13 protein-coding genes are annotated in these 12,545 nt (G+C 63.9%); all 13 read left to right on the top strand.

Translation table 11 applies throughout. From position 1 onward, the window contains the following. The first annotated feature begins 50 nt into the window (after positions 1 to 50). The 13 genes from rpsF (at position 51) to purF (ending at position 12,540) form a co-directional block, all read left to right on the top strand. The gene (rpsF, locus tag AC0L24_RS03770) at positions 51 to 551 is read left to right on the top strand and encodes a 30S ribosomal protein S6 (RefSeq protein ID WP_013532520.1); all 501 of its coding nucleotides are present in this window, start codon (positions 51 to 53) and stop codon (positions 549 to 551) included. After that, on the top strand, positions 551 to 799 hold the full coding sequence (rpsR, locus tag AC0L24_RS03765; RefSeq protein WP_006203718.1) for a 30S ribosomal protein S18: 249 nt from the start codon (positions 551 to 553) through the stop codon (positions 797 to 799). Before rpsF ends, rpsR begins: the two co-directional genes overlap by 1 nt. Before the next feature lie 219 nt (positions 800 to 1,018). Next, positions 1,019 to 1,603 (top strand): 50S ribosomal protein L9, encoded by a 585-nt coding sequence (rplI, locus tag AC0L24_RS03760; protein ID WP_013532521.1) that lies wholly within the window; start codon positions 1,019 to 1,021, stop codon positions 1,601 to 1,603. Positions 1,604 to 1,902: 299 nt separating this feature from the next. After that, positions 1,903 to 3,207 (top strand): class I SAM-dependent methyltransferase, encoded by a 1,305-nt coding sequence (locus AC0L24_RS03755; RefSeq protein ID WP_473563431.1) that lies wholly within the window; start codon positions 1,903 to 1,905, stop codon positions 3,205 to 3,207. A gap of 67 nt (positions 3,208 to 3,274) precedes the next feature. Then, positions 3,275 to 3,598 (top strand): YnfA family protein, encoded by a 324-nt coding sequence (locus tag AC0L24_RS03750; RefSeq protein WP_127272490.1) that lies wholly within the window; start codon positions 3,275 to 3,277, stop codon positions 3,596 to 3,598. A 1-nt stretch (position 3,599) separates the two neighbouring features. Then, positions 3,600 to 4,571: a small ribosomal subunit Rsm22 family protein gene (locus AC0L24_RS03745; RefSeq protein WP_473563430.1), complete on the top strand. Its 972-nt coding sequence runs from the start codon at positions 3,600 to 3,602 to the stop codon at positions 4,569 to 4,571. Positions 4,572 to 4,712: 141 nt separating this feature from the next. Further along, entirely contained in the window at positions 4,713 to 5,426 is a 714-nt protein-coding gene (locus tag AC0L24_RS03740) for a DUF1428 domain-containing protein (protein WP_127397726.1), read from the top strand. Positions 5,427 to 5,472: 46 nt separating this feature from the next. Beyond that, the gene (locus AC0L24_RS03735; protein ID WP_027037981.1) at positions 5,473 to 5,838 is read left to right on the top strand and encodes a YciI family protein; all 366 of its coding nucleotides are present in this window, start codon (positions 5,473 to 5,475) and stop codon (positions 5,836 to 5,838) included. After that, positions 5,835 to 7,064 carry an RNA polymerase sigma factor gene (locus tag AC0L24_RS03730; protein ID WP_473563429.1) on the top strand — a complete coding sequence of 410 codons (1,230 nt, stop codon included), beginning with the start codon at positions 5,835 to 5,837 and terminating at the stop codon, positions 7,062 to 7,064. The genes AC0L24_RS03735 and AC0L24_RS03730 overlap by 4 nt, the downstream gene beginning before the upstream one ends. Before the next feature lie 227 nt (positions 7,065 to 7,291). Further along, positions 7,292 to 8,782, top strand: a complete 1,491-nt coding sequence (locus AC0L24_RS03725; protein ID WP_127267851.1) for a replicative DNA helicase — start codon at positions 7,292 to 7,294, stop codon at positions 8,780 to 8,782. A 57-nt stretch (positions 8,783 to 8,839) separates the two neighbouring features. Then, entirely contained in the window at positions 8,840 to 10,243 is a 1,404-nt protein-coding gene (radA, locus tag AC0L24_RS03720) for a DNA repair protein RadA (protein WP_013532526.1), read from the top strand. 63 nt (positions 10,244 to 10,306) lie between these two features. Then, positions 10,307 to 10,966, top strand: coding sequence for a CvpA family protein (locus AC0L24_RS03715; RefSeq protein WP_127397308.1), 660 nt, complete (start codon positions 10,307 to 10,309; stop codon positions 10,964 to 10,966). Positions 10,967 to 11,070: 104 nt separating this feature from the next. Further along, positions 11,071 to 12,540, top strand: coding sequence for an amidophosphoribosyltransferase (gene purF, locus AC0L24_RS03710; protein WP_013532528.1), 1,470 nt, complete (start codon positions 11,071 to 11,073; stop codon positions 12,538 to 12,540). The last annotated feature ends 5 nt before the right edge of the window (positions 12,541 to 12,545 follow it).

Below are 12,545 nucleotides of genomic sequence, written 5' to 3'. Positions count from 1 at the left end.
GCTTTTGCCGCCGGGAACCGGGAGAGAAACGAAGAAAGGCATAGGACATAATGGCTCTTTACGAACATGTGTTTCTTGCCCGGCAGGACCTCTCGCAGCAGCAGGTCGATGCGCTTGTCGAACAGTACAAGGGTGTCATCTCCGCTAATGGCGGGTCCGTCGGCCGGGTCGAGAACTGGGGACTGAAGTCCCTCACCTACCGGGTCAACAAGAACCGGAAGGCTTACTACACGCTGATGGACCTGAATTGCCCGGCGGCCGCGCTCAACGAGATGGAGCGCCAGATGGGCCTGTCCGAGGACGTGCTGCGTTTCCTGACCATCAAGGTCGAGGCGCATGAGGAAGGCCCGTCGGCCATGATGCAGAAGCGCGAAGAGCGCTCGGAACGCGGCGGCTTCGGCGACCGTGACCGTGGCGATCGTGGTCCGCGTTCGTTCGGCGATCGTGATCGCGGCGACCGTGGCGATCGTCCGCCGCGCTCGTTCGGCGACGCCGGTGCCGATCGTGGTCCGCGCCGTCCGCGCGAAGGCTTTGAAGGGGGTGCAGAATAATGGTCGACATCAATCAGATCCCGACCCGGCGCCCGTTCCATCGCCGCCGCAAGACCTGCCCGTTCTCCGGCGCCAACGCGCCCAAGATCGACTACAAGGACGTGCGTCTGCTGCAGCGCTACATTTCTGAGCGCGGCAAGATCGTGCCGTCGCGCATCACCGCCGTCAGCCAGAAGAAGCAGCGCGAACTCGCCAAGGCGATCAAGCGCGCCCGCTTCCTCGGCCTGCTGCCCTACGTGGTTCGCTAATATCTCAAATGCGGGCGGTTCGCCGCCCGCTCTTCTCCCACGGCGACGGGCGCCGCAGGGCCGAACATCAAATCCCGGGTTGAGGTCAAAACCTCTAACTGCCGCAACAGGCAGGACAGCGACACCAGCGCCAAAGGCGCTCAAGCTTCCTGACCTGTTCCCAAGACATTCGGCGTCGATCTCATCGATCGATTGGCGCCCAACCGAAGGAACAAAACCATGGACGTCATTCTTCTCGAACGCGTTTCCCGCCTCGGCCAGATGGGCGATACCGTCAAGGTCAAGGACGGCTTCGCCCGTAACTTCCTGCTGCCGCAGGGTAAGGCGCTGCGCGCCAACGAAGCCAACAAGAAGAAGTTCGAAGGCCAGCGCGCCCAGCTCGAAGCCCGCAACCTCGAGCGCAAATCGGAAGCGGCCCAGGTCGCCGAAAAGCTCGACGGCAAGAGCTTCATCGCCGTTCGCTCCGCCGGCGAAACCGGACAGCTTTACGGTTCCGTTTCGACCCGCGACATCGCCGATCTGCTGACGGCGGAAGGTTTCTCGATCAATCGTAACCAGATCCTGCTCAACCAGCCGATCAAGACCATCGGTGTCACCAATGTGGCGATCGCGCTGCATCCGGAAGTCGAGGTCACCGTCACGCTCAACATCGCCCGCACGGCCGACGAAGCCGAGCGCCAGGCCAAGGGCGAGACACTGACCACCGCCGAAGCCATCTATGGCGACGACATCAACGACAATGCCCGGCCGGAGAACTTCTTCGATCCGAACACCGAGTTCGAGGGCGACGAAGACAACGCCTGATCACACATCGCAAAGAGGTTGAAGCTGCGCTCCGATCTCGATTGAAGCGTGCTTCGATCACTTTGCCGTCATTCAGCCATGCTGGACCAATGCCCGGGCCTCTCGCCCGGGCATTTTTGTGCCAAATGGAACTTTTCGAACCCCTATATATTGTTGCAGACTATGGCGTCGCGCGTCCTTTGGCCGCGCAAAGCACGCTGTGCAACTTTGGTTCGGCGCAAGATCTTCGGGGAAATCGACACTGATTTTCGCGGTCACGCGCCAAGGCAGCCTGTCTGGCCGAGAGGGGACATTTGGTCATGAATATCATGTTGAAGCGCGTTCTCGACCGCCTGGTGCGTACCGGCAATCTCAAGGTGACCGGTCCCAAGGGCTCGGCTGTGGTTTTCGGCGACGGCAGCGGCGAACCGGTGCACATGCACATCAAGACCGCGCATGCCGAGCGCGCCATCACCTTCGATCCGATGTTGGCGGTGCCTGAAGCCTACATGGACGGCGAACTCGACATTCTCGAAGGCGGCGTGCTGGGCGTGATGCGCATCGCCTTCCAGAACATGGGCAGCGGCGGCATCGACGCCACCTGGTCGAAGGCAATCGAAGGCTTGCGCCACGCCTTCCGCCGGCTGCAGCAGATCAACACCGCCTCGCGCTCGCGGCGCAACGTGCAGCGACACTACGATTTGTCGGGCGACCTCTACCGGCTCTTCCTCGACGAGGACATGCAATATTCCTGCGCCTATTTCGAGCAGCCGGACATGACGCTCGACGAAGCGCAGGCCGCCAAGAAACGCCACATCGCCGCCAAGCTCCGGCTGAAGGCCGGCCAGACGGTGCTCGACATCGGCTCCGGCTGGGGCGGGCTTGGCCTCTACCTCGCCAAGGCGTTCGACGTCGACGTGCAGGGCGTGACTCTGTCGACCGAGCAGCATGGCGTAGCCACCGACCGGGCGCACGCGCAAGGGCTGGAAAGCCGCGTGCATTTCGAGCTGAAGGACTACCGCGAACTCAACGAGCGTTTCGACCGCATCGTCTCGGTCGGTATGTTCGAGCATGTCGGCGTCAACCACTACCGTACGTTCTTCGACAAGAGCGCGACGCTGCTCAAGCCCGATGGCGTGATGCTGTTGCACACGATCGGCCGTTCCGGCGTACCGTGGGCGACCAGCGCCTTCATCCGCAAATACATCTTCCCGGGCGGCTACATCCCGTCGCTCTCGGAAGTCATGCCGGCGATCGAGAAGTCGGGCCTGGTCGTCACCGACGTCGAGATCCTGCGGCTCCACTATGCCGATACGCTGAAGCACTGGGGCGAGCGCTTCGCAGCCAATCGCGACAAGGCCAAGGCGATCTATGACGAGCGTTTCTGCCGCATGTGGGAATTCTACCTGGCGGCCTCGGAAGCTGCCTTCCGCTGGCAGGATCTGGTGATCTTCCAGATCCAGATCGCCAAGAAGAACGACACGCTGCCGATGACACGCGACTACATGGCCAAATGCGAAAAAGCGCTTGAGATGCGCGACATGGGGCATCGTGAAACGGCTCCCGTCAAAAAGAGCCCGGCCGCCAAGCCGGCTCGCCGCCGCAAGGTTGCCGACCAGGAATAGCATTGCCGCTTGCCATTGCCGGCGCCTGCACTGAAAAAGGTCCCGTGACCGTCGCGGGACCTTTTTCATGACCTACGTCCTCTATGCCGCCGCCGCTCTGGCCGAGATCGCCGGCTGCTTTTCATTCTGGGCCTGGTGGCGGCTCGAAAAGTCGCCGCTTTGGCTTCTTCCCGGCCTCGCCTCGCTTGCCCTGTTCGGCTTCCTGCTGGCGCTGGTGGACATGTCAGCCGCCGGCCGCGCCTACGCCGCCTATGGCGGCATCTACATCGCGGCGTCGCTTGGCTGGCTGTGGCTGGTGGAGGGCGTTCGCCCCGACCGCTGGGATCTTGCCGGTGCCGCGCTCTGCATTGCCGGCGCTTCGGTGATCCTTCTCGTTCCGCGGGGCGCGTGAGATGGAGTTGCCGGCCTCCCTTCGCCAAGGTGTCGAGCGCCTGCTCGAAAACGTTCCGCTGGCGGTAATCAAGCAAGCGGCAAAAACGCTGTCCGACCGTTACCGTGCCGAGTTGCGCGACGGCCGTTTGCACATGGCCGAGGATCTGGCCGTGAAAGCCTATTTGGCGACGCGGCTGCCGGCGACCTATGCCGCGATCCGCGCCAGCCTCGACGCGCTGAGCGACGCAAAGCCCGGCTTTCAACCCAGGAGCCTGCTCGATGTCGGCGCCGGCCCTGGCACGGTGCTTTGGGCCACGACCGACCTGTGGCCCGATCTCGAACAGGCAGTGTTGTTCGAAGCCAGTGCGGCAGTGCGCAAAGTCGGCGAGACGCTTGCCGGCGACACAATTGTCGCCCAGACCAGATGGCTGGCCGGTGATGCCACCATCGACCTTGCCGACATCGAGCCGGCCGATCTGGTCACGTGCGCCTATGTGCTCGATGAAATCGCTCCCGCATCACTGCCGAAGCTCATCGACCGCCTCTGGCAACTCACCGCCGACACGCTGCTTGTGGTCGAGCCGGGCACCCCCGCCGGCTGGCAGCGCATCCTTGCCGTGCGCCGGCAGTTGATCGAGGCGGGCGCGCATGTGCTCGCGCCTTGCCCGCATCAGGCGCCCTGCCCGCTCGCCCCGCCCGATTGGTGCCACTTTTCCCGGCGCGTCGCCCGCTCGCGCCTGCACCGGCTGGCCAAGGACGCCGACGTGCCGTGGGAAGATGAGAAATTCATCTATGTCGCGGCTTCTCGCGACGGACTCACATCACACCAGGCGCGGGTTGTTGCGCCGCCGAAATCCGGTTCCGGCAAGGTTCTGCTCAAACTTTGCCGGGACGACGGCACCGCCGCCGAGCGCTTGTTCACCAAGCGCGACGGCGCCGACTTCAAGCTGGCCCGGCGGCTGGACTGGGGCGACAGGCTGGCTTCCGAATAGACAGCAGCAGCGTTTGCGACCGCCTCGAAGAAAAATTTCGAAGCGATGTCGAATCCAGGCCGTGCCGTTCGACCATTGGCGTTCTCGGACCTTTCGAGACGCCAAGAGTGTCAAACGGCATCAGCCAATAGGAGAAACGCAATGAGCTATATCGCAGGATTTGTCGCCGCGGTGCCCGCCGCCAACAAGGAAGCTTACCGCAGGCATGTCGCCGAGGTGGCATCGGTGCTGAAGGAGTTCGGCACCACCCGCATGGTCGAAGGATGGGGCGACGACGTGCCCGGCGGCAAGATCACCGACTTCAAGGGAGCCGTGAAGGCAAAGCCGGATGAAGTCATCACCTTTTCATGGCACGAATACGCGGACAAGGCGGCGGCGGACGCGGCCTATCAGACGATGATGAGCGACCCGCGCATGGCGGAGATCGGCGCTTCCATGCCCTTTGACGGCAAGCGCATGATCATCGGTGGCTTCACGCCCTTCATCGACCTGAACACGACCGGCAAGACGGGCTATATCGATGGCTCGCTGGTGCCGGTGCCGGCCGCCAACAAGCAGGCCTACCTTGCCGTAGCGACGAAGCAGGCCGCGGTGATCAAGGAACACGGCGCAACCCGCGTTGTCGAAGCGTGGGGCGACGATGTTCCCGACGGCGAGGTCACCGACTACCGTGGCGCCGTGAAAGCGACGGGCGACGAGGTCGTCGTCTATGCCTGGGTCGAATGGCCGTCGAAGCAGGTGCGCGACGGCGCCTGGAAAAAGGTGATTGCCGATCCGCGCATGTATGCCGACACCATGCCCTACGACAACCAGCGGCGGGTCCATGGTGGCTTTGCGCCGATCCTCGACGCCTGATCCCAAGAACCCTAGTTTTCGACAATCCTGGAAAAGGAAACCCACCATGCGTTACGCCTGTCTCATCTATTACCACCCCAAAACATTGTTTGGCGGCAGCCCGGAGGCCAATGCCGTGCTGGCCGAGTGCTCCGGATATGACGAGGTGCTCAAAGCCAGCGGCCACTTCGTAACCGCCGAGGCCCTGGTGCTGCCCGAGGAGGCAATGACCGTGCAGGTCCGCGACGGCAAGATGTCGACCGTCGACGGCCCGTTCATGGAGACCAAGGAGATCCTGGGCGGCATCATCGTCATCGAGGCCCGCGATCTCAACGAGGCGGTGCGAGTGGCGAGCGGCCATCCACTGGCAACGATCGGCTTTGTCGAAGTTCGCCCGGTCGTCGACTTCAGCCAGCCGCCGCCGGTCCTGTGAGCACCACCAGCCCCCGCGATGCCCTGGAGGCGGCCTACCGCACCGAGGCGCGGCGCGTGCTGGCGACCTTGATCCGCCTGCTCGGCGGTTTCGACGCGGCGGAGGAGGCCTTGCATGAGGCCTTCACTGCTGCCGCCGAGCAATGGCCGCGCCAGGGTGTGCCGGCCAACCCCTATTCCTGGCTGGTCTCGGCCGGCCGCTTCAGGACCATCGACCGCTGGCGCCGGGAAGCACGGCTGGCCGGGGCTCTGCCCGAACTCACGGCGCTGGCCGAGCCGACACGGGAGCCGGCCATGCCGGAAGACATCCAGGACGATGAATTGCGGCTCATCTTCGTCTGCTGCCATCCGGCGCTGGCGCCGGATGCACGCATCGCCCTGACCCTGCGCGAAGTGGGTGGTTTGACCACAGAAGAGATCGCCCGCGCCTATCTGACGCCTGCACCGACCATTGCGCAACGCATCGTGCGGGCCAAGGCGAAGATCCGGGACGAGGCGATCCCTTACGAGGTGCCCGACCGCGACGACCTGCCGGCGCGTCTCGAGAGTGCGCTGCAGGTGATCTACCTGATCTTCAACGAGGGTTACGCGGCAACCGAGGGGCCGAACCTGACGCGGGCCGATCTGTGCGCCGAGGCGATCCGGCTCGGCCGGCTGATGGTCGAACTGCTCGACCAGCCGGAGGCGCAAGGGCTGCTTGCCCTGATGCTGCTGCACGAGGCGCGGCGCGCGACGCGGGTCAATGCCAGCGGCGACCTTGTCCTGCTGGAGGATCAGGACCGCACGCTGTGGGACCGTTCGCTGATCGCCGAGGCCGACGGCCTGATCGGTCGGGCGATCGCCTCGCGCCGCATCGGACCGTATATCCTGCAGGCGGCCATTGCTTCCGTCCACGCCGAGGCGGCAGGCACGGCGGAGACCGACTGGGTACAGATCGTCGCGCTTTACGATGTGCTCGGCCGCGTCGACCCCTCACCGGTCGTGACACTCAACCGCGCCGCGGCCATAGGCATGCGCGACGGCCCGCAGGCCGGACTGGCGGCAATCGAGGCGGTCATGGCACAAGGCGGGCTGGACGGCTACCATCTGGCGCACGCGGCGCGAGCAGACATGCAGCGCAGGCTTGGCTTGACCGAAGCGGCAAAGGCCTCCTACCAGCGGGCGCTGGAACTAACCCGGCAACCGGCGGAACGCCGGTTCATCGAGGGGCGACTCGATCAGCTTTGAACGGAGTGGCGGCACAGGAACCCAGCGCTTGTTTTCTCGTTTTGTTCTCCCTATAGATGCGCTACAATCGTTCTTTCGATTCGAGTCAATTGTGATTCTTTCCACCGAAAAAACTCGGCTGTGAATCGCGGGTATCAAAGCTGATTGGACAGGCACTGGTGCAGATAAGTCAGCATGGACTTGTCACGTTCTGATATCGAAAGGCCGGGATCGAAATCGGGGATATCATGGCAGAAGCAGCGCGAAAATTCGGCGTGGCGGAAACACCGCTTTATCGTGAAGCGCCCAACAACATCGAGGCCGAGCAAGCGCTGCTCGGCGCCATCCTCGTCAACAACGACGCCTTCTATCGCGTCTCGGACTTCCTCAAGGCCAGCCATTTCTACGAGCCGCTGCACCGCAAGATCTTCGAGGTGGCGTCCGAGTTCATTCGTATGGGCAAGGTGGCGACGCCGATCACGCTGAAAACCTTCCTGCCCGCCGACGAGAAGGTCGGCGACATGACGATGGCGCAATATGTCGTGCGGCTGGCGGTGGAGGCCGTGACCGTCGTCAACGCCACCGATTATGGCCGCGCCATCTATGACCTTGCGACGCGCCGCGCTCTGATCACCGTCGGCGAGGACATGGTCAACATCGCCTATGACGCGCCGGTCGATATGGCGCCCGGCGAACAGATCGAGGATGCCGAGCGGCGGCTGTTCGAGCTGGCCGAAAACGGCCGCTATGATGGCGGTTTCGAGAGTTTTTCCGATGCGTTGAAGAACGCCGTCGACATGGCCAGTGCGGCCTATATGCGCGATGGCCACCTGTCCGGCATTGCCACCGGCCTGCGCGATCTCGACCATCGCATGGGTGGCCTGCAGCCTTCGGATTTGATCATCATCGCCGGCCGCCCAGGCATGGGCAAGACGTCGCTGGCCACCAACATCGCCTACAACATCGCCGCCGCCTATGAGCCTGCCCAGCAGGCCGACGGCTCCGTCAAAGCGGCCAATGGCGGCGTCGTCGGTTTCTTCTCGCTCGAAATGTCGTCGGAGCAGCTGGCCACCCGCATCATCTCCGAGCAGACCGAGATCCCATCGTCGAAAATCCGGCGCGGCGATCTGACGGAGGCCGATTTCGGCAAGCTCGTTGCCTACACGCAGGAGAACCACAAGCGGCCGCTCTATATCGACCAGACGGGCGGTATCTCGATCGCCCAGCTTGCGGCGCGCGCCCGCCGCCTCAAGCGTCAGCGCGGGCTTGACCTGATGGTCATAGACTATATCCAGCTGATGCAGGGCTCGTCCGCCAAGGCGTCGCAGAACCGCGTCCAGGAAATCACCGAGATCACCACCGGATTGAAGGCACTCGGCAAGGAGTTGGGCGTGCCGATCATCGCCCTCTCGCAGCTCTCGCGCCAAGTCGAAAGCCGCGACGACAAACATCCCCAGCTGTCCGATCTGCGCGAATCGGGTTCGATCGAGCAGGACGCCGACGTGGTGCTGTTCGTGTATCGCGAGGAATACTACATCAAGAACAAGGAGCCGGAGAAAGGCACGCCCGAGCATCTCGCCTGGGAGGCGAAGATGATCGAAGTCCAGGGCAAGGCCGAAGTGATCATCGCCAAGCAGCGCCACGGACCGACCGGCACCGTCAGCCTTGCCTTCCAGGGCGAGTTCACCCGCTTCTCCGACCTCGCCGAGGAGCATCATCTGCCGGAAAGGTTCGAGTAGCTTTTTGACCTACCCCAGCCAACCTCGCCCAGACCATTTTCAAGCAGCATCCCGCTGATGGCAAAGTCGCGCGTCCAATTCATCTGCCAGAGCTGCGGATCGGTGCATCAGCGCTGGGCCGGCAAATGCGATGCCTGCGGCGAGTGGAACACGCTGGTCGAGGAAGGCACGTCCGGCGGCATCGGCTCAGGACCAGCCAACACGCGCAATGCCCGCAAGGGCCGCGCGGTGGTGCTGACCACGCTGTCCGGCGATATCGAGGACGCGCCGCGCATCATTTCGGGCATCGGCGAACTCGATCGCGCCACCGGCGGTGGTTTCGTGCGCGGCTCGGCGCTGCTGGTCGGCGGCGATCCTGGTATCGGCAAGTCGACGCTGCTCACCCAGGCGGCCGCGGCGCTAGCATCAAAAGGCCACCGCATCGTCTATGTCTCGGGCGAAGAGGCGGTCGCGCAGATCAGGCTGCGGGCGCAGCGGCTTGGCGTCGCCTCTTCTCCGGTGGAACTTGCCGCCGAGACCAATGTCGAGGACATCCTGGCGACGATCGCCGACGGCAAGCGGCCTGATCTCGTCATCCTGGATTCTATCCAGACGCTGTGGACCGACCTTGCCGATTCGGCACCGGGCACCGTCACACAGGTGCGCGCCGCCGCCCAGGCGATGATCCGTTATGCGAAATCCACGGGTGCTGCGATCGTGCTGGTCGGCCATGTCACCAAGGAAGGCCAGATCGCCGGGCCGCGTGTCGTCGAGCATATGGTCGACGCCGTGCTCTACTTCGAAGGCGAAGGCGGCCACCATTACCGCATCCTGCGCACGGTGAAGAACCGTTTTGGCCCGACCGACGAGATCGGCGTCTTCGAAATGTCGGACAAGGGCCTGCGCGAGGTTGCCAATCCGTCCGAGCTTTTCCTTGGCGAGCGCCATGCAAAATCGCCCGGGGCCGCGGTTTTCGCCGGCATGGAGGGGACAAGGCCGGTGCTGGTCGAGATCCAGGCACTGGTCGCACCCTCCTCGCTCGGCACGCCGCGCCGCGCCGTCGTCGGCTGGGACGGCGCCCGGCTGTCGATGATCCTGGCGGTTCTCGAAGCCCATTGCGGCGTGCGATTCGGCAGCCACGATGTCTATCTCAATGTCGCCGGAGGCTACCGGATTTCGGAGCCCGCGGCCGATCTGGCAGTGGCGGCCGCCCTGGTTTCCTCGCTCACCGGTCTTGCCCTTCCCGCCGATTGCGTCTATTTCGGCGAAATCAGCCTTTCGGGCGCCGTGAGGCCGGTTGCGCATGCGCAACAGCGCCTCAAGGAAGCCGAAAAGCTGGGTTTTGGAAGCGCGGTTCTGCCCTCGGGCAGCGGGGAACTGGCCGGGGGGATCGGGGCCGGTTCTTTCCAGCCGACCGAGCTTGCCGACCTCGTGGCACGCATAGCCGGCTCACGCCGAAGCCGCGTGGACGAAGAAGATTAGAGCATCGGACCCAGAGCCCGATGTTCCGCGCTATAATGCGGCTCATGGAGTGGGGCGAAAGACATGCCGATTACGCTGCTTGACGGAATTCTCGTCGGCTTCACTCTGGTCTCGGCGATGCTCGCCATGGTTCGCGGCTTTTCGCGTGAAGTCCTGTCCGTCGTCTCCTGGGCAGCGGCGGCAGCGGCGGCGTTCTTCTTCTACAAGCCGGTTGTGCCTTACCTCGCGCCCTACATCGAGAATGAAAAGATCGCCATGGCCGCCGCCGCCGGCGTCGTCTTCATCATCGCGCTGATCGTCGTCTCGGTCATCACCATGAAGCTGGCCGACTGGATCATCGATTCGCGGATCGGCGCGCTCGACCGTACGCTGGGTTTCCTCTACGGCGCCGCGCGCGGCATCCTGGTCGTCGCCGTCGCCCTGCTGTTCTTCAACTGGCTGGCTGGCGCCAAGGCACCGACCTGGGTCACGGAGGCCAAGTCGCGACCGCTGCTCGAGCAGATCGGCGCCAAGCTCGAAAGCCTGCTGCCCGAGGATCCGGAAAACGCCATTCTCAAGAAACTCAATCCGAATCAACCGGCCGCCGAGACACCAGCTGCTCCGGACGCACCGGCGGCGGATGCTCCGGCAGGCGGCGACGATGCCAACACGCCGGCGCCTGACGACAATGACGCAACACCACCGGCCAACAACGCTCCGGCACCGGCGGCACCGGCAAACTGACGCCGAAAACGACGTCAGGATCTGACGATGGTGTGAACGACCGCACGGCCCGCGTTGCTTTCGGCGCGAACCCGCATTATATGGCGATTTTAGCGGAGCTTAAGATGGCAGACGCAGACGACGTGCTTTCCGCCGAGGCCGACGACCATTTCCACGACGAATGCGGTGTGTTCGGCATTTTCGGCCGGCAGGACGCGGCAGCCATCGTCACACTGGGCCTGCATGCGCTGCAGCATCGTGGCCAGGAAGCGGCAGGCATCGTTTCTTACGACGGCAGCCAGTTCCATGTCGAACGCCATGTCGGCCTGATCGGCGACACCTTCACCAAGCAGCGCGTCATCGACAGCCTGCAAGGCAACCGCGCCATCGGCCATACCCGCTACGCCACGACTGGCGGCGCCGGCATGCGCAACATCCAGCCCTTTTTCGCCGAATTGGCCGATGGCGGCTTCGCCGTCGCCCACAACGGCAATCTGACCAACGCCATGACCGTGCAGCGCGCGCTGCAGAAGCAAGGCGCGATCTTCTCCTCCACCTCCGATACCGAGACGCTTTTGCACCTCGTCGCCACCAGCAAGGAGCGCGACCTCAACTCGCGTTTCATCGATGCGGTGCGGCAGGTCGAGGGCGCTTTCTCGCTGGTGGCGATGACGGCCAAGAAGATGATCGGTTGCCGCGATCCGCTCGGCATCCGGCCGCTGGTGCTCGGCGATCTCGACGGCGCCTGGATCCTGGCCTCCGAAACCTGCGCGCTCGACATCATCGGCGCGCGTTTCGTTCGCGACCTGAAGCCCGGCGAGATGGTCGTCGTCACCTCCAAGGGCATCGAGAGCCTGTTCCCCTTCGAGCCGCAGAAGACCCGCTTCTGCATCTTCGAATATGTCTATTTCGCGCGGCCGGATTCCTCGGTGGAAGGCCGTAACGTCTATGAGGTGCGCAAGCGCATCGGCGCCGAGCTGGCGGTTGAAAGCCCGGTCGAGGCGGACATCGTCGTGCCGGTGCCGGATTCGGGCACGCCGGCGGCGATCGGCTTCAGCCAGGCTGCAGGCATTCCCTTCGAACTCGGCATCATCCGCAATCATTATGTCGGCCGCACCTTCATTCAGCCGGGCGATTCGATCCGCCACATGGGCGTCAAACTGAAGCACAATGCCAACCGCCGCATGATCGAGGGCAAGCGCGTGGTGCTGGTCGACGACAGCATCGTGCGCGGCACCACCAGCCAGAAGATCGTGCAGATGGTGCGCGACGCCGGCGCCAAGGAGGTGCATATGCGCATCGCCTCACCGCCGACACGCGCCTCCTGTTTCTACGGTGTCGACACGCCGGAGAAATCGAAGCTCCTGGCATCGCGCATGTCGATCGAGGAGATGGCCGAGTTCATTCGCGTCGATTCGCTCGGCTTCCTCACCATTGACGGGCTCTACCGCGCGGTCGGCGAGGCCAGCCGCGATAACGACCAGCCGCAATTCTGCGATGCCTGCTTCACCGGCCAGTATCCAACCCGCCTGCTCGACTTCGAAGGCCACGACAATGTGCGCACGCTGTCGCTGCTGGCGACGAGCGGGACGTAGGCCGG

This window comes from Mesorhizobium sp. WSM4809 (assembly GCF_055811655.1).
The sequence above is the reverse complement of the archived record's forward strand: the minus strand, read 5'-3'. Positions and strand labels throughout refer to the sequence as shown.